The following is a 22,041-nucleotide window of genomic DNA, read 5'->3' as shown; positions in this document are numbered from 1 at the left end:
TCAGGCCTTGCCGGGCTGCGGGGCGCTCTCCAGCGCCCCGTAATCCGGCTTCGGCGTTCCCGCGCCGCGCGCCGCCGCGCTGCGCCGCTCGGCGATGGCATCGCGCAGCATCCGGCCACGCTCGCGCCAGTCGAAGGCGTGCTCGGCGGCGGTGAAGGCGTGCTCCTGGCGGCGGTTCAGCGCCGGCAGGTCGTCGATCTCGGCGATGACGCGCTGCATCAGCCCGTCCAGCTCCGGCTCCAGCAGCATCTCGCCGCTCACGCTCTCCGGCAGGCCGCTGGCGCAGGCGGTGAGCGCCGCCACGGGCACGCGGTTGAACACGTATTCCAGCAGCTTCATCTTGAAGCCGCCGCCGATCGGCTCGGCCAGCACGGCCATCCGGGCGCCGGCCAGGTGCGGCGCCGGGTCGTCGACGAAGCCGGTGAAGCGGGCGGCCTTGTAGCGGCCTTCCAGCTGTTGGCGCAGGTCGTCCGGCATGTCGCCGACGACGCGGATCTCGATCCCCGCCCGGGACAGCACCGGGTCCGCATGCTCGAGGAAGATGCGCAGGTTGGCCTGCTTGGCGCTCCAGCGGTAGGAGCCGAACAGCACGACGGCGCGCGGCGTCTCGGTGGTGATCTCGCGGCTCGCCACGCGCACGCCGTCATAGCCCGGCACCAGCGGCAGCATGGCCACACCCGGCGCGTTGGCGCCGAACAGCTCGGCATCGTGCTGGGTGATGGTGGTGACGAGATCGCTGCGGCGGGCGATCCAGCGCTCGAACCAGCGGGTCTTGACGTAGTTCTGGCCGAGATAGAGGCGCTTGCCGAGGCTGGCCGTGGCATCCTGCCACTGCATCTTGGTCACGCTTTCCTCATGGTCGTGCGTGACGAAGACGAAGGCGGGGCGGCCGGCCTCGAACAGATGGCGGTGCCGCAGCACCCAGCCCATGCCGTACTGGTCCACCACCACCACCTGCCACGGGCCCTGGGCGGCGAGGTCGCGCAGCGCCGCGCGGTAGGCCGGGGTGTCGTGGCGGGCGGCGACCAGCGGCATCGGGTTGGCCAGCGCCTGCAGCCGGCCACGCGGGCCGCCGGGCACGGTATGCCAGGTGACGCCGGGGATGGCCTGCGCCGGCGCATCGCCCGCGAAGCCGGCGAAGGTGATCTCGACCCCTGCCGAGGCCAGCGCGCCGGCCAGCTTGGCGGTGTAGATGCGGTCCCCGGCCGTGAGCGGAAAGGGCAGGGTGCGGGCGAGCCAGAGGCAACGGGTCATCAGGTCAGCTCCGGGACGGCCTTGGGGGCGGGGGCGGCCTCCCGCGCGGCGCAGGCCTTCAGGTGGTCGGCCAGACGCAGGGCGAGGGCGACGATCGTCAGCGTCGGGTTGGCATGGCTGCTGGTGGGAAACACCGCGGCGCTGGCCACATAGAGATTGGGCACGCCGTGCACCGCGCAATGAGCATCCACCACCCCGTCGCGCGGCGACTCGGCCATGCGCGCCGTGCCGATATGGTGGCCGCCCACCGGGGTGGAGGCGCGCACCTCGTCCTCGATGGTGGCATCGTCGAACGTCAGCGTGGCGGTGCCCGAGCGGGCGAAGGCGTCGCGCGCCACGCGCATGCTGCGCACCAGGCTGTCGATGTCCTGCCGGTGCAGGCGCCAATCCACCTGCAGGCGCGGCAGGCCGTAGGCATCCCGCTCCCCGGTGAGGGTCACGCGGCTGTCGGCATTCGGCACCTGCTCGGCGTTCACGTCGAGCGGGTAGCTGCCGTCGCGCGAGCGGACGACGACGAAGGGCAGCTTGCGGCTGGCGAAGGTGCGCTTGCGCAGCCAGGCCTGGCCGAATTTCAGCACGCCCGGGCTGTCCTTCACCACATTGGCCATGTGCGACAGCCAGAAGCGCGAATCGCGCACCATGCGGCCGCGGTTGGCGATCTCGATGGTGGCCAGCTTGCGCCGGTATTCCGGCAGGATGGCGTCCTTCACCAGATACATTGCGGAGAGCACGCCGCTGCCATGCGCCGGGTCCGCGATCAGCGGGTAGTGCAGCCGGAAGATGGTGTTCAGCAGCCCCTCGCGGCGCTGGGCCGCGGCGGAGAGGCCGAATTTGCGGCGGACATAGGTGCCGTCCTCCGTCACCTCGAAATCCAGCGCCACGGGCCGGTTCGAGGGGGTCAGGCGCAGGCGGCCCAGCGTGTTCTCGGCATGGCACATGTAGTAGCGGCCCAGCGCGCCGCTCTCGTTGCCGAGGCCGCCACGGCGCGACTCGTCGGAGGCCATCAGCAGCCGCGGCACTTCCAGCCCGCCCGTGGCCAGCACGTAGCGCCGCGCGCGGACGGTGAGGCCACGGCCCGGAGCGCTGGCGGCCTCCAGCCGCTGCACCGGCCCGGCCTGGCCCGCCGCGCCTTCGGTCACCAGCCGCAGCGCCTGGGCGTTGAGCAGGATGCGCACCTGCCGCGCGGCGGTGAGGCGGGCGAAGGTGGACTTGCCGAAATCGGTCGGGCGGCTGAAGCGCTCCAGCCGGTCGGCCACCAGGTCGGGGTCGCTGAAGCCCTCGATGGTGGGTGGCGCACCCGCCGGCAGGGCGGTGCCGACGTCATAGGCATAGGCGCCGGCCTCGCAATGCACCTGCGCCGCCGGGTAGTAGGCGGCGAGGTCGTCCCAGCCGATCGGCCAGCCGCTCCTCTCCACCCAGTCCCGCGCCTCGAGGTCGATCGGGTCGAAGGGCACGCAGCGGCCGCCCCAGATCGCCGTCGCGCCGCCGAGCACGCGGCGGCGGTACATGTGCGGCGGCGAGTGGCTGGAGCCGGGCGCCACGCTGCCCTGCAGCCCGTCCTGCTGCCTGGGATCGAATTTGCGGCCGCCGGCTTCCAGCAGCAGGACCGAGAGGCCGGAATCCTCCAGAGCGCTGGCCAGCGAGAGCCCGGCGGCGCCGCCGCCGACAATGCAGAGATCCGCTTCCAGCGTCGTGCCGGGGGCCAGGGAAAGCGCATCAAGGATCACGCGGAAATCTCCAGGGTTTGCCGGGCGTGGCGCAGCGCCTCGTCGAGATGCGCGGTGGAGGTGGTGCCGACCAGGGCGATGGCGTTGCGGTGGCCCAGGGCCTCGCCGATGGCGGCGGCCCGTGCCGGGGCTGCGGCGGCCTGGCCCGCGAAGATCTCGCGCAGCATCAGGCCCACGCCCTGGCTGGCGGCGGCGTCGAGCGCCGGGCGCATCGAGCGGGCCACCTCGAGCGGCACCTGCAGCGCGGCCACGGAGGGCACGCGCAGCGCGGCCTCCACCGTCTCCGCATCGTCGCAGGAGACGCCCCAGGCGCGCAGCTTGCCGGCCTTCACCTGCCCGTCGAGCATGGCGAAGGCGGCGCCTTCCCGCACCATCGCCGCGGTGGGGCTGTGCAGCAGGAAGAGGTCGATGCGATCGGTGCGCAGCCGGCGCAGGCTGGCCTCGATCGAGGATTGCAGATGCGCCGGCGAGACGTCGCGCGGCAGGGCGCCGGCGCGGCGGCTGGCGATGGCCGCCCGCAGCGCGGGCACATGCCCGGCCAGGAAGCGCAGCGGCGCCTTCACCAGGCTCGCCGCGCGCTGCGCCGGGGTGAAGCGCTGCCCCGCCTTGGTGACGAGGATGACCCCGTCCCGCCGCCCCTGCAGCGCGGCTCCGAGAAGCCGCTCGCTCTCGCCCTGGCCATAGATGTTGGCCGTGTCGAACAGGGTGACGCCGGCGTCCAGGGCATGGTGCAGCAGGCGGAGCGCGTCATCGCCGGTGCAGCCGCCGAGGGTGGAGCCCAGCCGGCTGCATCCCAGCCCGATCGCGGAAGCCTGCAGGCCGCTGCGCTGGCCGAGCGGGAGAAGGGGAAGGGTCATGCGGCATGCCGGCTGTTGAAGGTGGGAACCCAGCTCTGGCGCTCGCGCTCCGGCAGGGCCGAGGGCTGCTTCGGCCAGACGCAGAAGACCAGGATCATGATCTGCAGCCTGGGATCGAGTAGCATGCCGCCGAAGGTGAAGTAGCCGATCAGCAGCGAGGCGCTGATCCAGCGCGAGGGTGTGTTGCTGAACAGCGAGATGAAGAAGAAAGGCCAGAAGATGGCGGAGCCCATCAGGCCGTATTCGAACAGCATCTTCGCCCAGGCCGGATCATGGGCCTCATAGGCCACGAGCGGCGTGTGCTGCGCGTAGGAGCCCGGCCCGAGCCCGAAAATGACATCCCGCGCCGAGGAGAGCAGGAATTCCCCGATCAGCCAGGCGCCGGCGATGAAGCGCGCATTGGCGCTCGAATCCTCCGACTGGAACTCGTTGATCCGGTTCAGCAGGACGTCGATGTTCCAGAGGCTGCCGGTGACCACGGCCAGCACGACGAAGGCGAGGCCGCCCACGATGGCGCCGTAGGCCCGCAGATGCAGCATCAGCCAGGGCAGCACGAACAGCAGCAGGACCAGCCCGGTGCCGGAGTAGGAGGTGGGCAGGGCGATGCCGAAGGCCAGCAGCCGCAGGGTCACGCCGTAGAAGAGCAGCTCCAGCACGATGGCGATGGCCAGGTACTGGGAGAAGGTCGAAGGCTCCAGCAGGAAGAAGCCGTTGCTCTTGTAGTAGGGGGAATCCCAGGTCAGCGGGTTGGCAGTGTTGAAATTGGGCAGGAGGAAGGATTCGGGCACGAATTCGTGAAAGGTGAAGAGGTGCTCGGCGCCGATGGCGAACTGCGCAACGAACTGCGCCACGCCGCATACGGCGCAGACCAGGACCATCTTCTGGAAGGCGCTCACGCAGCCCCTGAACACGCCGTCGGTGACGTTCAACGCCAGGGTGAAGGGGGCGTACATCACCAGCATCAGCACCATCGAGGGCAGCGATGCGGTGCCGGCGTTCAGCGCGGTGCTGAGCGAGACGGCCGTGGCCAGAGCGAAGAAGGCCACGGTCCGCACCGGGTCGAGGGTGAAGACGCCCCTGACGGCCATCACCCCCAGCACCAGGAGGGTCACCAGCAGGTTGATCGCCAGCCCATCCTCGCCGATGGGGATCGCGAAGCGCTGCAGGAAGATCGAGGCGAACAGAGCCACGACCAGACAGCGGCGCACCATCCGGGCGTCTTCGGATTCCGAGGAATCCCGCAGTCCCGGGCGAAGGGGTGGCATCATGGATGGATCTGCATCGTCAGGAGGGAGGGGCTCACGCAATCGCGCGAGAAGCCGGGCGGTTTCGGGCTTCTTCCCGATTTTTTTGCGCTGCACAAAACACTATGCTGAAAGCGGCGGGCTGAAGCTTGACCGTCGCCTTTTCCGCCACGGTCGCGCCAGCATGCAATCCTGCAGGCGGCCGATCGGGAAAACGCAGTCGGTACCAACAACATTCCGTCCTCCAGGCATGAAGTGCCGGATGCGCGACATGACAAGCGGGCGTCGGCAAGGGCCTGACACCGCGTAAAATGACGTCACGAAGGCTCTAAAGAGACACATTATCATTCACCAGCCACATTCGTGTGAGGCTAGGACGATTATTTGGACAGATCGTTGAGGCTGTGTTTAGTAACGCTGCACCCTGCGGGTCTCAGCATGGCACCGGAAAACCCGGCGCCCCGCCGCTGCCCAATGTTGGCAACCTTTGCGATTGTCCAGTGGCCTTCATGAGGCAAACCCTATGCGCCTGACCGATCTTCTCAGCCTTTTGTGGCGACGCAAAATGACGCTGGCCTTCGCGGCCCTTGTCACGGCTGTGCTGGGCTTCGTCGTTGCGAAGTCCCTGCCCGTCCGCTTCGCCAGCGAAGGCTTGCTGCTGGTCGAGAACCGCGAGCCGCCCATCCCCGAGTTGAACCAATCCGTCGCCAATGCGCCTCCCGGCATGCAGCGGATCCGGACGGAAGCGGATATCCTGCGCTCGCGCCGGCTGGCCGAGGAGGTGGTCCGCACGCTGGAACTCCATCAGAAGGAGGAGCAGGAAAGCGGCTTCTCCAAGGCCATGCAGGACGCGGGCGATTGGGCACGCGGGCTCATGGCCTCGGCGGGCCGCTGGTGGAGCGAGACGGTGGACGGCGTGCCCCCCGCCCCGGCGGAGCCGGAGCAGCCGCTCGACCGTGTCGCGCTGGCCATCGAGGAGCTGCAGCAGCGGCTCAGCATCCGCACCTCCGACAACAGCAACGTGGTGAGCGTCCGCTACCTGTCGCCCTCCCCGGACGAGGCGGCGCAGGTGGTGAACATCCTGATGGAGCGCTACATCTCCCTCGAGGTGGCCGCCAAGCGGGACACCACCCTGCAGGCCAATGAGTGGCTGACCGAGCGGCTCACCGCGCTGCGCGAGGATGTCGAGCAGGCGGACCGCAAGATCCAGGCCTTCCGGCGCGAGAGCGGCCTGCTGGAGACGGCGCAGGGCTCGCTCGGCGCCCTGCAGCTGAACGAGCAGCAGGCCCGCGTGGCGCTGGCCCGGCAGGAGCTGGCCCGCGCCCAGGCGGCGCTGGACAGCGTGATGCGCTCCGGCCTGCGCGGCAGCGCCTCCAGCGAGGCGCTGGCCTCGCCGGTGATCCAGAGCCTGCGCGACCGCGAGGCGGAGATCGTCCAGCGCGCCGCCACGCTCGGCCAGCGCCTTGGCCCGCGCCATCCCGACCGCCTGGCCGCCGAGGCCGAGCTGCGCGACCTGCAGCGGCAGATCGCCGGCGAGACCAGCCGCATCGTCACCTCGCTGCGGCGTGAGGTGGATGCCGCGCGCGACCGCCTGCAGGACGCCCAGGCCTCGCTGGCCACCACCACCACCACCGCCCGCAGCGGTGCCCAGGCCGAGGTGATGCTTGCGCAGCTGACGCGCGACGCGGAGGCGAAGCGGCAGGTCTACCAGGCCTTCCTGACCCGCACGGAGCAGACCCGCCTGGCCTCTGCCCAGTTCCCGGCGGCGCGCGTCATCTCGCCGGCCGCCGTGCCCTTCCGTCCGAACGGCCCGCCGGCCTCCGTCGTGGCGGCGTTCAGCGGCTTCATCGGCCTGTTCCTGATGGGTGGCCTGCTGGTGCTGCGCCGGATGACGCATGGCACGGTCAACTCGGTGCAGGATCTGGTGACCATCACCGGCATCCAGAATGCCGGCAGCCTGCCGGCGCTCGGCAGCGGCCGCCGCCGCCGGATGCCGGGGATGGTGATGGAGCAGGGGCAGTCCGGCATCGCCGAGACGCTGCGCGCCCTGCGCCTGACCATGCAGTCCGTGGCCGGCGGCGGGCCCGCCAACACGGTGCTGGTCACCTCGCCCGGCATCGGCGACGGCAAGAGCACCGTGGCGGCCTCCATGGCGCGCCTCTCGGCGGCCGACGGGCTGCGGGTGCTGCTGCTGGAGACCGACATGCGCCGGCCGCAGATGTCCACCATCTTCGGCGCGCCCTGGCCGGGCCGCAGCATCGAGGCGGTGCTGAACGGCGAGACGCGCTTCGAGGACGCCGTGCAGGTGGACGAGCGCTCGGGCCTGCACACCCTGCTCTCCGACCGCTCCTCGCCCAACCCGCAGGCGCTGATCGAATCCCGGCAGTTTGCCGAGCTGATCAGCCGCGCGCGGCGTGAGTACCACCTGGTGATCATGGACAGCCCGCCGGTCATGCGGGTGGCGGATGCGGTCGTGCTGTCGCAGCACGCGGACTCCGTCCTGTTCGCGGTCGGCTGGGAGCGGGCGCCGCGCACCATGGTGCTGGAAGCCATACGGCGCCTGCCGCGCTCCATGCGGGCGCGCATGGCGACGGTGCTGACGCGCGTGCGCCCCGGCCGGCTGGACCCGCTCGGCTACTATGCGGGCTATGCCAAGAGCGCGTCGCCGGATCTCAAGCGTCTGCCCGCGCCGGGCGCCTGAGCTTCCTCGGCTATCCCCATCGGCGCCGCCGGCCTCCCGCCGGCGGCGCCTTTTTCATGCAGGGGAGGGAGGAGCGCCGCCCGCCGCTTCCCTCCGGCCGCCCCGTCGCCTCGGCGGCTTGGCAGGCTTCCCCGGGACCGCCTGGCTGCTATTTCGGCGCTACTCGTAAAATCCTTGTCAGGCAGGCGGATTTGCCTGTTTTCTCCGAAACCGTCATGTCGATGGTGCGCTGCACCATGGAATGGTAGCGCCGAAAAGGCCCTCTTTCCCCTCGTACAGATAAGAAGAAATCTGTCCCAGACCGAGGGACAACTTCAGGTTGTGGAACTCTACTGCACAACTCTCGGCATTACTTCTTATGGACACAGACAGTTGAAAGCACTCGCAGACGCGTTTTCAAAAATATTCTATCTTAGTCAACTGTTTCGTGTATTTTTAGACGGCGAAAGACGGATACCTTACCGGCCATCTGTAACCGGAGTTGCCCAATGACCCATGCAAATTGGCCAAATAATATCCAGATCGACAATTCGACATCTCTGGATGCCCAACTCTATGGGCGGCTGGAGAGCAAGAACAGTTTCTGGCATCATGTCGCCAAGCGTTCGCTGGATATTCTGGCTTCAGGCATGGCGCTCGTTGTGCTGGCTCCGCTTTTCCTCATCGTCATGGCCATCGTGGCGGCCGATGGTGGGCCGGCCATCTTCGGCCATTCGCGCATCGGGCGCGGTGGCAGGAGCTTCCGCTGCCTGAAGTTCCGCAGCATGGTGCCGAACGCGGCCGAGGTGCTGGCGCAGCTGCTGCAGAACGATCCGGAGGCGGCGCGCCTCTGGGCCACCAGCCGCAAGCTGCCGCGCGACCCGCGTGTCACCCGCATCGGCCGCTTCCTTCGCGCCACCAGCCTCGACGAGCTGCCGCAGCTCCTCAACGTCCTGCGCGGCGACATGAGCCTGGTCGGCCCCCGCCCCGTGGTGCAGGAGGAGCTCGACCAGCACTATGGTGTGGCCGCCGCCAGCTACCTGATGGTGCGCCCCGGCATCACCGGCCTGTGGCAGATCAGCGGCCGCAGCGACACCAGCTACACCGAGCGCGTGGCGCTGGATTGCCGCTACGTGCGCGAGTTCTCCTTCTGGCGCGACCTGAAGATCCTCTTCAAGACCGTCCCGGCCGTGCTGTTCAGCCGCGGCGCCTACTGAGGCGGCGGCAGCCACCAAGGGGAACTCCGGAGATGGCTTCGCGGTATGGCGAAGCCATTTTTCGTTGCGCCCTCCGCCTTGACGCCAAGCAACATTCCCTTTGTCCAGACAAGGTTCCACGACGGACATGATGGCTCGCAACGTCCTCGCCAATCTGGTCGGAATGGCGGTCTCCATCGCGGTGCAGGCAGGGCTTGCCTTCGGCGGCTACCGGCTCGCCGGCGCCGAGCAATATGGCCTGATCGGCTTCTTCACCGTGCTGATGACGGCAGCCGCCATCTTCGATGCCGGCCTCGGCCAGACGGCGACGCGGGCGGTCGCGCGCCAGCAGGTGGAGGACCCGGCCGGCACCGGCTCGCTCGTCTTCAACTTCCTGCTGATCTACCTGGCCTTGGCCACCATCCTCGTCCTCGCCGTCTGGGCGGGCTCCGGGCTGCTGGCCCGGCACTGGCTGAAGCCGCAGGACATCGAGACCTCCTATGTGGCCTCCAGCCTCGTGCTGATGGGGATTGCCATGGGCATCCAGCGCCTGCGCGGCGTGTTCCAGGCCACGCTGGAAGGGCTGGAGCGGCAGGTCACCTGCAATGTGCTGCTCGCCTCCACCGGCATCCTGCGCCTCGTCCTGGGCCTCGGCGCCCTGGCCGTGGAGCCGAGCGCGCACGCCTTCTTCTGGAGCCAGATCGTCGCCAGCATCGTCGAGACCGGCAGCTTCGCGCTGGTGGTGGCGCGCGTCGTGCCCGGCGCCTTCCGGCCGCGCCGGCTGGAGATGGCACTGATCGGCCAGACCGTGGCCTTCGCCGGCACCAACATGGCCTCCGCCGCCACGGGCACCTTCGTGCAGATCGCCGACTCCCTCGTCATCAGCGCCATGCTGCCGCTCTCCGTCTTCGGCACCTATTCGCTGGTCTCCACCATGTGCTCGGCCATGGTGCGGCTGACCACGCCGCTCATCACCGCCACCTTCCCGCGCATGTCCGCCTATGTCCGCGGCGAGCACATCCAGGAGCTGCGGGTGCTGTTCTTCACCGCCTCGCAGGCCACCTTCGCGCTGATGCTGACGGCGGCGGGCGCGCTGGTCTTCTTCGGTGCCGCCTTCATCGAGCTGGTCAGCGGCCGGCCCGACGCGGCGCGGGAGTTCGCGCCCGTGCTGGCGGCGCTGGCCGCCGCCTATGCGCTGAGCGGCCTCTGCCGCCCCTCCCACGCCCTGCAGATGGCGGAGGGCGACCCGGCGACGGCGCTGAAGTCGAACCTCGTCACCGGCGCGCTCTACCTGCCCGCCATCCTGCTGCTGACGCCGCGCTACGGCGTCATCCTTCCGGCGCTCTGCCTGATCGGCGCCAACGGGCTGGCCTTCGTGATCTTCACCGCCACGGCCTTCCGCAACCGGCTGAAGGGGCTCGCCGGGCGCTGGCTGCGCAGCAGCGTGCTGCCGCAGCTGGTGGCGGTGGGCCTCGCCTACGGGCTGGTGTGCTTCGTCACGCCGGAGAGCCTGCCGCTGCTGACGCGCCTGGCGATCGCGGTGGGCGCCTCGGGGCTGGCTCTCGCGGCCGCCGTGCTGGCGAGCGACCATCTGCGGGTGCACCTGCCCGGCCTGCGGCGCGGCAGGGGCGCCCAGGCGCGGGCCTGAAGCCGGGCGGGGGCGCCGTCAGCCGGGGCGCTTCAGGCCGCTCAGGGCCTCGGCCAGCTCCCGCGCCGCCTGCTGCAGCGCCGGCAGCAGCTTCTGCACGACGCTCCCCTGGTCGATGGCATCGCGCAGATACATCAGGTTCAGCGCGGCGATGGCCACGCCTCCCTCCAGCACCGGCACGCCGATGGCGCTGGCCATCCCACCATAGTCGCGCGCTGCATAGGCCTCATCCATCCCGGCATAGCCCTCGGTGCGGATGCGGTGCAGCAGGGCTTCCAGCGACGCCGGCTGCCGGGCGGGCTCGTTCCAGGGCTCGGGCAGGCGGGCGGCGCGTTCCAGCGCCTGGCGCCGGTCCGCCTCGCTGCAATGGGCGAGATAGGCACGGCCGAGCGAGGTGGCCAGGATCGGCGCGCGGAAGCCGGGCCGGCGCTCGAACAGGAAGCGCCCGCCCTCGCCGCGGCTGGTGTGCACCACCACCATGGCATCGCCGTCGAACACGCCGATATCGGAGGGCCAGCCGATGCCGCGCCGCAGCCGCGTCATCACCGGCGTGGCGGCAAGCCCGACCTCGCGTTGCAGCTCATAGCCGGCGCTCAGTTCCAGGGTGCGGCCCGTGGGGAGGTAGCGCGGCTGGCCTGGCTGGCGCGCCACGAAGCCGGCATGGATCAGCGTCTCCAGCATCCGCACCACGGTGGGCTGGTTCAGGCCGGTCGCCTCATGGATCTCGCGCACCGTGGCGCTGCGCAGGTGGTTCACCGCCCGCAGCACCTCCAGGCCCCGCAGCACGGCGGTGACAGGCTCGTAGGAGGGCATGCCCGGCGGACTCCTCGCAAAGACGGCCGGCTTCAAGGAAAGCCCCAGGCCAGCCGATTCCCGGTTCACGGCCCGGGAGGAGCGTGTCATAGTCCCTATGAAACGTCATTTCAAACAATGAAACTCTGCCTCGGATGCAGAACCGCGCGCCATCTTGCACAAGGCGCCGCAGGCCAGGGAGGAGACGCCGCATGCGCCATCACGCGCCCGCGGAGGAGTCCGTGAACGGGGAAGGGGAGGGCGCCGCCGCGCCGGGACCGCTGGCCGGGCTGAAGGTGCTGGACCTCTCCCGCGTGCTGGCGGCGCCCTGGGCCACCCAGGTCCTGGGCGACCTCGGCGCCGAGGTGCTGAAGGTGGAGCAGCCCGGCGGCGGCGACGACACCCGCCGCTGGGGCCCGCCCTTCCTGGAGGATGGCTCGGAGCGGCCGGACGCGGCCTACTACCTCTGCGCCAACCGCAACAAGCAGTCCCTCGCCATCGACTTCGCCCGGCCGGAGGGCGCCGCGCTGGTCCGCCGCCTCGCCCTGCAAGCGGACATCCTGGTGGAGAATTTCCGCACCGGCGGCCTGGAGAAGTACGGGCTGGACAAGGCCACGCTCTGCGCCGCCAACCCGCGGCTGATCTACTGCTCCATCACCGGCTTCGGCCATACCGGCCCTTATGCCCAGCGTGGCGGCTACGATTTCCTGATCCAGGGCATGAGCGGCCTGATGAGCATCACCGGCCGGCCCGATGGCGCGCCGGGCGCCGGGCCGATGAAGGTGGGCCTGCCGGTGAGCGACCTCTTCACCGGCCTCTATGCCACCATCTCCATCCTGGCGGCCCTGCGCGAGCGTGACCGCAGCGGTCAGGGCCAGCATCTCGACTGCTCGCTGCTCGACAGCCAGCTTGCCCTGCTGGTCAACCAGGGGATGAACTACCTGGTGGGCGGCGCGGTGCCGCAGCGGCTCGGTAACGACCATCCCAACGTGGTGCCCTACCGGGACTTCGCCGCGGCGGACGACTACGTCATCGTCGCCTGCGGCAATGACGGGCAGTTCCGCGCGCTCTGCCAGCTGCTCGGCCTGGACGAGATGGCCGAGGACCCGCGCTACGCGACCAATGCCGGCCGCGCGCGCGAGCGGCGGACGCTGGAGCTGGCGCTGGCCAAGGCCATCGCCCCCTGGAAGGCGGCCGACCTGCTGGCGGCCATGGCGAAGGCCGGCGTGCCCGGCGGCCCCATCAACACCATCGACCAGGTGCTGGCCGACCCGCAGGTGGCGGCGCGCGGCCTGCTGCAGGCCATGCGCCGCGCCGATGGCACGGCGCTGACGGTGATCGGCTATCCCGGCCGGTTCTCCCGCACGCCGCCCAGCTACCGCCAGGCGCCGCCCTGGCTGGGCCAGGACACCGAGGCGGTGCTGGCGGGCACGCTGGGTCTTGAGCCCCGGGAGATCGCGCGCCTGCAGGCGGCGGGCGTGGTGCAGTGCGCCGTGCCCCGTGCCGCGCGTCAGGATGTGGAGTTGCCGGCATGACGTCCTCTCCGCTCGTCGGGCGCCGCGCCCTGCTGGCCGCCGCCACCTTGCCCGCGGCCCTCGCGGCCAATCCTGCCGCCCAGGCCCAGGCCCAGGCCCAGGCCCAGGGTCATGCCCAGGCTCATGCCTGGCCGCAGCGCCCCGTCCGGCTGATCATCCCCTTCCCGCCCGGCGGCCCGACCGACATCGTCGCGCGCGTGCTGGCCGAGCGGATCGGCCGCGAGATCGGCCAGGCCGTGGTGGCCGAGAACCGGCCCGGGGCCAATGGCAACATCGGCAACGACGCCGTGGCCAAGGCGGAGCCCGACGGCTACACGGTGCTCTACAACACCTCCTCCGTCGCGCTCAGCCCGGCGCTCTATGCCCAGCTGCCCTATGACGCGCTGCGCGACCTGCGGCCCGTGGCGCTGACGGCCACCATCCCGCTGGTGCTGGCGGTGAACGCCGAGCTGCCGGTGCGGGACGTGGCGGGCTTCGTCGCGCATCTCAGGGCACGGCCGGGGCAGCTCACCTATGGCTCGGCGGGCAATGGCAACGTCACCCATCTCGCCGCCTTCATGCTGCTGCGCGCCCAGGGGCTCGAGGCGGTGCACGTGCCCTATCGCGGCAGCGCGCCGGCGCTGCTGGATGCCGCCGCCGGCCGCGTGCAGTTCCTCACCGACACGGTGAATTCCGCCCTTCCGCTGATCCGCGATGGCCGCCTGCGGGCGCTGGCCGTCACCAGCCCGCGCCGCATCGCGCCGCTGCCCGATGTGCCGGCCCTGGCGGAGACCCTGATGCCCGGCTTCGAGGTGGGAGCCTGGCAGGGGATGATGCTGCCTGCGCGCACGCCGGAGGCCATCGTCGCCCGGCTGAACGGCGCCGTTCTGGCCGCCCTGGCCGATGCCGATGTGCGCGCCCGCCTCGCCGGCCAGGGTACTGAGCCGCTGGGCGGCACGCCGGAATCCTATGGCGCGTATCTGCGTTCCGAGACGGCCCGCTGGGGCAGGGTCATCGCCGAGAGCGGCGTTCGGCTGGACTGAAGGGAAGACAACGAAGCCATGCTCGCCGCCCTGCCGCTGTCCGCCATCCCGGCCGAGGACGAGGTGCTGCGTCCGGCCATCCGCGCCTTCCTGGCGGAGCACGTGCCGCAGATCCCGCCCGAGCGGCGCGCCCGCTCCTGGATGGGGTTCGATGCCGGCTTCAGCCGCGCCCTGGGCGGGCAGGGCTGGCTCGGCCTCACCTTCCCGGAGGAATATGGCGGCGCCGGCCGCGGCCCCTTCGCCCGCTATGTGCTGGTGGAGGAGCTGCTCGCCGCCGGCGCCCCCGTCTCCGCCCACTGGATCGCCGACCGGCAGAGCGGGCCGCTGATCCTGCGCTTCGGCACGGAGGCGCAGCGGCGCTTCCACCTGCCGCGCATCTGCCGCGGCGAGAGCTTCTTCTGCATCGGCATGAGCGAGCCGGACACCGGCTCGGACCTCGCCAGCGTCAGCACCCGGGCGGTGCGCGAGGCGGACGGCTGGCGGCTGAACGGCGCCAAGATCTGGACCACCAACGCGCACCACTCGCATTACATGATCGCGCTGGTGCGCAGCTCCGGCACGGCGCAGGACCGGCACAAGGGGCTGTCGCAGTTCATCATCGACCTCTCGCTGCCTGGCGTGCGCATCAGCCCGATCCGCGACCTGGCGGGCGACGCGCATTTCTCCGAGGTGGTGTTCGAGGATGTGCTGCTGCCGGAGGACGCGCTGGTCGGCGAGGAGGGCGCCGGCTGGGCGCAGGTGAATGCCGAGCTGGCCTTCGAGCGCAGCGGGCCGGAGCGCGTGCTCTCCTCCGCCGTGCTGCTCGACGAATGGATCGGCTGGCTGCGGGCGGGAGCGGCGGACGCGGCCTCCACCGCGCTGCTCGGGCGGCTGCTCGGGCACCTGGCCGTGCTGCGCGCCATGTCGGTGGCCGTGACGGACCGCCTGGTGCGCGGTGAGAGCCCGGTGGTGGAGGCGGCGCTGGTGAAGGACCTCGGCACCGAGTTCGAGCAGGCTGTCCCCGCCCTGCTGGAGGACCGGCTGGGCGCCGACCCGGCGCGCGAGCCGCCCGCCGCGCTGCTGCGCGCCCTGGCCTATACCAGCGCCATGGCGCCCTCCTATTCGCTGCGCGGCGGCACACGGGAAATCCTGCGCGGCATGATCGCGCGCGGCATGGGGTTGCGCTGATGGACGCCGTGATGACCGACGACCTGCTGGCCCGGGCCGCGGCGGAGCTGTTCGCGCGCCATGCCGCCCCCGCCGCCGTGCGGGCCATCCAAGAGGGCGGCCCCGCCGATGCGCTGTGGGCCGCGGTGGAGGAGGCCGGCTTCGCCGACGCGCTGGTGCCGGAGGCGGCCGGCGGCGCCGGGCTCGCGCTTTCCGAGGCGCTGCCCGTGCTGCTGGCCGCCGGCCGCGCCGCGGCCCCGCTGCCGCTGGGCGAGACCATGCTCGCCCGCGCTGCCCTGGCCGGCGCCGGGCTGGAGGTGCCGCCCGGCCCCATCGCCCTGGCCGAGGCGCTGCCGGGCGAAGTGCCGCGCGGCCGGATCGCGGCGGCGGGGCCGGCGGCCTGGGTGCTGCTGCCCCGGCCGGAGGGCGGCGCGCTGCTGCTGCCCGCCGACGGCGCCACGCGGGAGGACAGTTCCTCCTATGGCGCCGTGCTGCGCTGGGCCCCGGCCGGGAATGCGCGCGCGCTGCCGCAAGCGGACTGGCTGGCCGCCGGCGCCTTCGCCACCCTGGCCGGCATGGCCGGCGCGCTGGAGCGCATGCTGGAGGAGACGGTGCGCTATGCCGGGGAGCGCCGCCAGTTCGGCCGCCCCATCGCCGCCTTCCAGGCCGTGCAGCAGCAGATCAGCGTGATGACGGAGGATGTCTTCGCCGCGCGCATCGCCGCCCAGCTCGCGGCGCTGCCGGGCGGATCGGGCGTGGCGGGGCTCGACACGGCGCGCGTCGCCGCCGCCAAGGCGCGCATCGGCGAGGCAGCCTCGCGTGCCGCCGGCATCGCGCATGCGGTGCACGGCGCCATGGGCATCACCGCCGAGGTGGACCTGCATCTCTGGACCGGGCTGCTGCACCGGGGCAGGCTGCGCTTCGGGGCCGAGGGCCACTGGAATGCCTGGCTGGGCGCCGAGTTCCTGCGCGGGGCCGAGGCCGAATCCCTGGCCTTCGTGCGCGCCCGGCTCGCGCCCCCGCCGCTTGAGGAGACGACGCCTTGAACGACTTCCTGACCATCGCCCGCGACGGTCCCATCGTCACCCTGACGATGAACATGCCGGAGAAGCGCAACGCGCTCTCCATCGAGGGCGGCAGCACGGAGGCCTTCACCGAGGCCTGCGCCTGGATCGCCGCCGAGCGCGACGTGCGCGCGGTGATCCTCACCGGCGCCGGCAGCGCCTTCTCGGCCGGCGGCGACCTCAAGGCGATGCGCGACCGCTACGGCATGCCGCCCGCCGAGATCCGCGACAGCTACCGGCGGGGAATCCAGAAGATCCCGCTGGCGCTCTACGAACTCGACGTGCCGACCATCGCCGCGGTGAACGGCCCGGCGATCGGCGCGGGGCTCGACCTCGCCTGCATGTGCGACATCCGCATCGGCGCCGAAAGCTCCTCCTATGCCGAGAGCTTCGTGAGCGTCGGCATCGTGCCGGGCGATGGCGGGGCCTGGCTGCTGCCGCGCGCCGTGGGGCAGTCGATGGCCGCCGAGATGGCCTTCACCGGCGACCGGCTGGACGCGAAGGCGGCGCTGGCCTGCGGCCTGATCTCCCGCGTGGTGCCGGACGACCTGCTGATGGAGGAGGCGCGCTCGCTGGCGGCGCGCATCGCCCGCAACCCGCCGCAGGTGCTGCGCCTGACCAAGCGGCTGCTGCGCGAGGGGCAGCACATGCGCCTCTCCTCGCTGCTGGAGCTTTCCGCCGCCTACCAGGCGCTGGCGCACAGCACGGAGGACCACCGCGAGGCGCTGCAATCCTGGTTCGAGAAGCGCCCCGCGCAGTTCCAGGGGCGATGAGCATGGACCACGCCGCCGCCCGCGATGAGGTGCTGCCGCGCCGCGTGGTGCTGGAGGGCTGCACCAACCTGCGCGACCTCGGCGGCTACCGCGCCGCCGATGGGCGGCGGGTGCGCTTCGGGCAGGTGTTCCGCGCCGCCGCGCTGCATGCGCTGACCGAGGCCGATCTCGTGGTGCTGGGGCGGCTCGGCCTGCGCACGGTGTGCGACCTGCGCGGCGAGAAGGAGCGCGCCCGCGCCCCCTCCCGGCTGCCGGAAGGCGGGCCGGAGGTGGTGCCGCTGCCGATCGAGCCCACCGTCGGCGCCGCCTTACGCGACATCCTGGCGCGCGCCGAGGCGACGGGCGAGGATGTGGTGGGGCTGCTGGGGCAGGCCTACCAGGCCTACGCCACCAGCAAGCTGCCGCAGTACCGTGCGCTGTTCGGCCTGCTGCTGCAACCGGAGCGGCGGCCGCTGGTGTTCCACTGCTCGGCGGGGAAGGACCGCACCGGCTTCGGCGCCGCCCTGCTGCTGACGGCGCTCGGCGTGCCGCGCGAGACCATCCTGGAGGACTACCTCGCCACCAACCGCTTCTGGGACGGCCACGCCGCGCTGCCGCCCGGCACGCCGCCCGCCGTCTCCGAGGCGCTGAAGCGCGCCCACGCGCCGCTGCTGGAGGCGGCGCTGGCCACGGCGCTGCGCGGCCACGCGGATACCGACGCCTTCCTCGAGGCCGCGCTGGGGCTGGACGCGCCCCGCCGCGCCGCGCTGCGCGACGCCCTGCTCGAATAGGCGCGGCACCACAGACCACCCGCCAGCGGCCGCCGCCTGAATGAGCGGCCGCGGCAACAGGAGGACACCATGGAAAGACGAGATGTTCTGCGGGCGGCCACCGCCCTGGCGCTAGGCGGTGCCGCCGCCACCCGGCCGCGCCCGGCCCGCGCGGCGGCCTTCCCGACGCGGCCGGTGACCATCGTGGTCCCCTTCCCGCCGGGCGGCTCCACCGACGTCGCGGCCCGCACCATGGCGGACAGCATGGCGCCCCTCCTGGGCCAGCCGGTGATTGTCGAGAACAAGCCCGGCGCGCAGACCATCATCGGCGCCGAGGCGGTGGCCCGCGCGGCGCCGGACGGGCACACGCTGCTGATGTCCTCCGGCACCACGCTGACGCTGAACCCGCTGCTGCCGGACCGGCTGCCCTACAAGCCGGAGGATTTCGCGCCCGTCGTGCTGGTCTCCAAGCTGCCCTTCGCCGTGGCGGTGAAGAGCGGGCTGCCGAAGACCATCCCCGAATTCGTCGCGCTGGCGAAGAAGCAGCCGGGCAAGCTGAACTACGGCTCCAACGGCCCCACCAGCTTCAACAACATCGCCGCCATCGTCGCCTTCGAGGGGATGGGCATCCGGCTCACCGAGGTGACCTATCGCGGCGATTCCCAGCAGCTCACCGACCTGCTGGGCGGCACGCTGGACGCTATCGTGGTGGGCGGCAGCTCCGGCCTCAACGCGCACCGCTCGGGCCGCGCCCACATCATCGGCTGGACGGGCGAGCAGCGCGTGGCGGCGACGCCCGACATCCCCAACTTCTCCGAGTTCGGCCCGAACATGGTGGCGCAGACCTGGTTCGGCCTGCTCGCCCCCGCCCGCACCCCGCCCGAGGCCGTGGCGGCGCTGAACGCCGCCGCGCTGAAGGCCATGGAAGCGCAGGCGCTGCGCGAGCGGCTGCTGGCGGAGGCGCAATACGTCGCTGGCGGCTCGCCGGAGGATTTCGCCACCTTCCTGCGCACCGAGATGGAGCGCTGGCGCCCGCTGGTGCAGCGCCTCGCCGCCACGGCACCCCGCTAGGGACACCCGCCGGCCGGGCGCCGCCGCCCGGCCGGACCAAGAAGCCCGAGAGTCTGGACACGATGCCCGAATCCCACCGCCTCGCCACCCGCCCGCTCTACCGCGCGGCCGATCTGCGCCCGCTGCTCTCGCCACGGAGCATCGCCGTGGTCGGCGCCTCGGCCCGCAAGGGCTCCTTCGGCGAGCGCACGGTGCACCACCTCTCCGGCTTCACCGGCCGGCTGCACCTGGTGAATGCGCGCTACGACCGGCTGGGCGAGCGCCCCTGCCACCCCAGCCTCACCGCCCTGCCGGAGGTGCCGGACCTCGTGGTGGCCGCCACGCCGCTGGAGGCCGCCGAGGCGGTGCTGGAGGAGTGCATCGCCCTCGGCGCCGGAGCGCTGGTGCTCTACGCGGCGGGCTTCGCCGAGACGGGGCGCGCGGAGCGGGTGGAATTGCAGGCGCGGCTGGTGGCGCGGGCGCGGCAGGGCGGGGTGCGGCTGGTCGGGCCGAACTGCCTCGGCGTGGTGGACTATGCCAGCGGTGCCGGCGCCAGCTTCATGACGGTGCCGCGCCCGGCGCGGCCGCTGAACGGCCCGGCCATCGGCATCGTCAGCCAGTCGGGCAATCTGGGCTTCGCGCTGGCGCAGGCCACCGAGGCGGGGGTGGCCATCGGCCGCATCCTCACCTGCGGCAACTCGGCCGATGTCGATGTGGCCGACTATGTGGCGGCCCTGGCCGAGGATCCCGCCTGCTCGGCCATCGCCCTGCTGTTCGAGGGCATGGCGGACCCGCGCCGCCTGCTGGAGGCCGCCGAACTGGCCTGGGCCAACGACAAGCCGCTGGTGGTGCACAAGCTGGCCACCGGCGCCAGCGGGGCGGAGGCCGCGCTCTCCCACACCGGCTCGCTGGCGGGGTCGGACGCCGCCTACCGCGCCGCCTTCGCGCGCAGCGGCGCGGTGATGGCCGAGCAATACGAGGGGCTGCTGGAGCTGGCCGGCTTCCTGGCCAAGGCGCCGGCGCCGCGCGCGGCGGGGGTGGCGGTGGTCTCCACCTCCGGCGGCTCGGCCATCATGGCGGCGGACCGGGCGGAGGCGCGCGGCATCGCCATGCCGCAGCCGGGGCCCGAGGCGCGCGCCGTGCTGGAGGCGCGCATCCCGGAATTCGGCTCCGCCCGCAACCCCTGCGACGTGACGGCGCAGGTGCTGACCGACCCGGAATCGCTCCGCGCCTGCGCCGGCGCGCTGCTGGCCGACCCCGCCTTCGGCACGCTGATCCTGCCCAATGGCTATGCCTACGACACCGCCACGCCGCGCTTCGCCATGCTGAACGAGCTCGCCGCCGAGCATGGCAAGCCCGCCTGCGTGGTCTGGACCAGCCAGTATCTCGAAGGCCCCGGCGCGCGGGAGGCGGAGGCGCAGCCGCATGTGGCGCTGTTCCGCTCGATGGACCGCTGCATGGCGGCGATCGGTGCCTGGCAGGCGCGCGGGGCGCTCCGCGCGGCGGGCGCGCCGGACCGCCGCCGCGCTGCCCCCGAAGGCGCCGCCGGGGCCGTGGCCACGCTGCTGGACCGCGCTTCCGGCCCGGTGCTGACCGAGCGCGAGGCCAAGGCCGTGCTCGCCGCCTATGGCGTGCCCGTGGTGGCCGAGACGCTGGTGAACGACGCCGAGGCCGCCGTGGCCGCCGCCGAGGCCGCCGGCTACCCGGTGGTGCTGAAGGTCGAATCCCCCGACCTGCCGCACAAGACGGAGGCCGGCGTCATCCGCCTGAACCTGGGCGACGCCGCGGCGGTGCGCGCCGCCCATGCCGAGGTGATGGCCAATGCCGCCCGCGCGGCGCCGCAAGCGCGCCTTAACGGCGTGCTGGTGCAGCCCATGGTGCCGGCCGGCATCGAGATGGTGGTGGGCGCGGTGCGCGACCCGCTCTTCGGCCCAACCGTGCTGGTGGGTCTGGGCGGCATCCTGGTGGAGTTGCTGCGCGACAGCGCCGTGGCCCTCGCCCCGGTGGGCCATGCCGAGGCGCGGGCGATGCTGGCGCGGCTGAAGGGCGCGAAGCTGCTGGAGGGCTTCCGCAACCTGCCCGCCGTGGATCTCGACACCCTGGCCGGCATCGTCCAGCGCGTCTCGGAGCTGGCGGCGGACCATGCGGACCGCATCGCCGAGATCGACGTGAACCCGGTGATCTGCAACGGCACCCGTCAGCTCGCGGTGGACGCGCTCATCGCGCTGCGGCCTCCGGAGACGGCGCCGCGTGGGTGAGCAGCACCAGCTTGCCCGTGGCGCGCCGCGTGGCGAGCGCCTCCAGCGCCTCGGCGGCCTGATCCAGCGGGTAGGTGGCGGAGATGTGCGGCGCGAGCCGCCCTGCCGCCACCCAGGCGAACAGCTCGGCCAGCAGGGCGCGGTTGGCCTCCGGCTCGCGCCGCGCGAAATCGCCGTAGAACACGCCGACGATGGCGCAGCCTTTCAGCAGCGCGAGGTTGAAGGGCAGGCGCGGGATCTCGCCGCTCGCGAAGCCCACCACCAGGTAGCGCCCGCGCCACGCCATGGAGCGCAGCGCCGGCTCGGCCTGCGCGCCGCCGACGGGATCGAACACCACGTCCACGCCGCGCCCGCCGGTGAGGGCGCGCAATTCGTCGCGCCAGCCCTCGGCGGTGTAGTCGATGGCGGCCTCGGCGCCCTGCGCCAGGCAGGCCGCGCGCTTCTCGGCCGTGGAGGCGGCGGCGATGACGCGCGCGCCGAGCAGCCGGCCGATCTGGATGGCCGCCATGCCGGTGCCGCCCGCCGCGCCCAGCACCAGCAGCGTCTCGCCGGGCTGCAGGGCGCCGCGGTCGCGCAGGGCGTGCAGCACCGTGCCGTAGGCAAGGCAGATGGAGGCCGCCGCCGCCGGCGCCACGCCCTCCGGCACCGGCACGATGCGCGCCGCCTCCACCGCCACGGCCTCGGCGAAGCCGCCCCAGGTGATCAGCGCCGCCACGCGGGTGCCGAGGGGCGGCCCCGCCACGCCCTCGCCCAGCGCCGCCACGGTGCCGCACACCTCGCCGCCCGGCGCGAAGGGAAGGGGCGGCTTCTGCTGGTATCGCCCCTCGATCAGCAGCGTGTCGGGGAAGTTCACGCCGCAGGCCTCGACATGCAGCAGCACCTCGCCAGGGCCGGCCACCGGCTCCGGCAGCTCCCCGGCGCGCAGGCCGGAAGGGGGACCATAGGCGTGGCAGAGCATGGCTTTCATCGGCGGCGTTCTCCCGGGCGATCCTTGGCGCCCAGCCTGGACACGCGGCGGCATCCGCGCAAGCCTGTGCGCCACACCC

At 72.2% G+C, this 22,041-nt stretch carries 17 protein-coding genes; 11 read left to right on the top strand and 6 right to left on the bottom strand.

Annotated elements, in window-relative coordinates; translation table 11 throughout:
• The 4 genes from ACZJYS_RS01380 to ACZJYS_RS01365 are packed head-to-tail and all read right to left on the bottom strand — an operon-like array spanning position 1 to position 5,049.
• The gene (locus ACZJYS_RS01380; RefSeq protein WP_493175363.1) at positions 1-1,254 is read right to left on the bottom strand and encodes a glycosyltransferase; all 1,254 of its coding nucleotides are present in this window, start codon (positions 1,252-1,254) and stop codon (positions 1-3) included.
• Positions 1,254-2,981: a GMC oxidoreductase gene (locus tag ACZJYS_RS01375; protein WP_493175361.1), complete on the bottom strand. Its 1,728-nt coding sequence runs from the start codon at positions 2,979-2,981 to the stop codon at positions 1,254-1,256. The genes ACZJYS_RS01380 and ACZJYS_RS01375 overlap by 1 nt, the downstream gene beginning before the upstream one ends.
• A complete protein-coding gene (locus ACZJYS_RS01370; protein WP_493175360.1) occupies positions 2,978-3,838 on the bottom strand; it encodes an aldo/keto reductase in 861 nt (286 codons plus the stop codon). Before ACZJYS_RS01370 ends, ACZJYS_RS01375 begins: the two co-directional genes overlap by 4 nt.
• A complete protein-coding gene (locus tag ACZJYS_RS01365) occupies positions 3,835-5,049 on the bottom strand; it encodes a hypothetical protein (RefSeq protein WP_109517101.1) in 1,215 nt (404 codons plus the stop codon). Before ACZJYS_RS01365 ends, ACZJYS_RS01370 begins: the two co-directional genes overlap by 4 nt.
• Positions 5,050-5,605: 556 nt before the next feature.
• Between ACZJYS_RS01365 and ACZJYS_RS01360 the strand changes: the two genes are divergently transcribed.
• The 3 genes from ACZJYS_RS01360 (at position 5,606) to ACZJYS_RS01350 (ending at position 10,606) form a co-directional block, all read left to right on the top strand.
• A complete protein-coding gene (locus ACZJYS_RS01360; protein ID WP_379651254.1) occupies positions 5,606-7,783 on the top strand; it encodes a GumC family protein in 2,178 nt (725 codons plus the stop codon).
• Positions 7,784-8,271: 488 nt separating this feature from the next.
• Positions 8,272-8,979 carry a sugar transferase gene (locus tag ACZJYS_RS01355; RefSeq protein ID WP_109517099.1) on the top strand — a complete coding sequence of 236 codons (708 nt, stop codon included), beginning with the start codon at positions 8,272-8,274 and terminating at the stop codon, positions 8,977-8,979.
• Between the two features lie 127 nt (positions 8,980-9,106).
• Positions 9,107-10,606 (top strand): lipopolysaccharide biosynthesis protein, encoded by a 1,500-nt coding sequence (locus ACZJYS_RS01350; protein ID WP_493175359.1) that lies wholly within the window; start codon positions 9,107-9,109, stop codon positions 10,604-10,606.
• An 18-nt stretch (positions 10,607-10,624) separates the two neighbouring features.
• On the opposite strand, the gene ACZJYS_RS01345 is transcribed toward ACZJYS_RS01350, so the two are convergent.
• A complete protein-coding gene (locus ACZJYS_RS01345) occupies positions 10,625-11,419 on the bottom strand; it encodes an IclR family transcriptional regulator domain-containing protein (RefSeq protein WP_493175357.1) in 795 nt (264 codons plus the stop codon).
• Positions 11,420-11,610: 191 nt separating this feature from the next.
• Between ACZJYS_RS01345 and ACZJYS_RS01340 the strand changes: the two genes are divergently transcribed.
• From ACZJYS_RS01340 to ACZJYS_RS01305, 8 genes are all read left to right on the top strand, one after another.
• Positions 11,611-12,933, top strand: a complete 1,323-nt coding sequence (locus ACZJYS_RS01340; protein WP_493175356.1) for a CaiB/BaiF CoA transferase family protein — start codon at positions 11,611-11,613, stop codon at positions 12,931-12,933.
• A complete protein-coding gene (locus ACZJYS_RS01335; protein ID WP_493175355.1) occupies positions 12,930-13,955 on the top strand; it encodes a tripartite tricarboxylate transporter substrate binding protein in 1,026 nt (341 codons plus the stop codon). The genes ACZJYS_RS01340 and ACZJYS_RS01335 overlap by 4 nt, the downstream gene beginning before the upstream one ends.
• Before the next feature lie 18 nt (positions 13,956-13,973).
• Entirely contained in the window at positions 13,974-15,122 is a 1,149-nt protein-coding gene (locus tag ACZJYS_RS01330; RefSeq protein ID WP_493175353.1) for an acyl-CoA dehydrogenase family protein, read from the top strand.
• 11 nt (positions 15,123-15,133) lie between these two features.
• Positions 15,134-16,147 carry an acyl-CoA dehydrogenase family protein gene (locus ACZJYS_RS01325; RefSeq protein ID WP_493175351.1) on the top strand — a complete coding sequence of 338 codons (1,014 nt, stop codon included), beginning with the start codon at positions 15,134-15,136 and terminating at the stop codon, positions 16,145-16,147.
• Positions 16,144-16,938 carry a crotonase/enoyl-CoA hydratase family protein gene (locus tag ACZJYS_RS01320; RefSeq protein ID WP_379651268.1) on the top strand — a complete coding sequence of 265 codons (795 nt, stop codon included), beginning with the start codon at positions 16,144-16,146 and terminating at the stop codon, positions 16,936-16,938. Before ACZJYS_RS01325 ends, ACZJYS_RS01320 begins: the two co-directional genes overlap by 4 nt.
• Positions 16,935-17,708, top strand: coding sequence for a tyrosine-protein phosphatase (locus ACZJYS_RS01315; RefSeq protein ID WP_493175349.1), 774 nt, complete (start codon positions 16,935-16,937; stop codon positions 17,706-17,708). The genes ACZJYS_RS01320 and ACZJYS_RS01315 overlap by 4 nt, the downstream gene beginning before the upstream one ends.
• Before the next feature lie 69 nt (positions 17,709-17,777).
• Positions 17,778-18,758 (top strand): Bug family tripartite tricarboxylate transporter substrate binding protein, encoded by a 981-nt coding sequence (locus ACZJYS_RS01310; RefSeq protein ID WP_493175347.1) that lies wholly within the window; start codon positions 17,778-17,780, stop codon positions 18,756-18,758.
• A gap of 62 nt (positions 18,759-18,820) precedes the next feature.
• Positions 18,821-20,995: an acetate--CoA ligase family protein gene (locus ACZJYS_RS01305; protein ID WP_493175346.1), complete on the top strand. Its 2,175-nt coding sequence runs from the start codon at positions 18,821-18,823 to the stop codon at positions 20,993-20,995.
• On the opposite strand, the gene ACZJYS_RS01300 is transcribed toward ACZJYS_RS01305, so the two are convergent.
• The gene (locus ACZJYS_RS01300; protein WP_493175344.1) at positions 20,955-21,962 is read right to left on the bottom strand and encodes an NADPH:quinone oxidoreductase family protein; all 1,008 of its coding nucleotides are present in this window, start codon (positions 21,960-21,962) and stop codon (positions 20,955-20,957) included. The genes ACZJYS_RS01305 and ACZJYS_RS01300 overlap by 41 nt on opposite strands.
• Positions 21,963-22,041 lie beyond the last annotated feature (79 nt).

The sequence above is a fragment of the Roseomonas sp. TS2 genome (assembly GCF_058833935.1).
The sequence above is the reverse complement of the archived record's forward strand: the minus strand, read 5'-3'. Positions and strand labels throughout refer to the sequence as shown.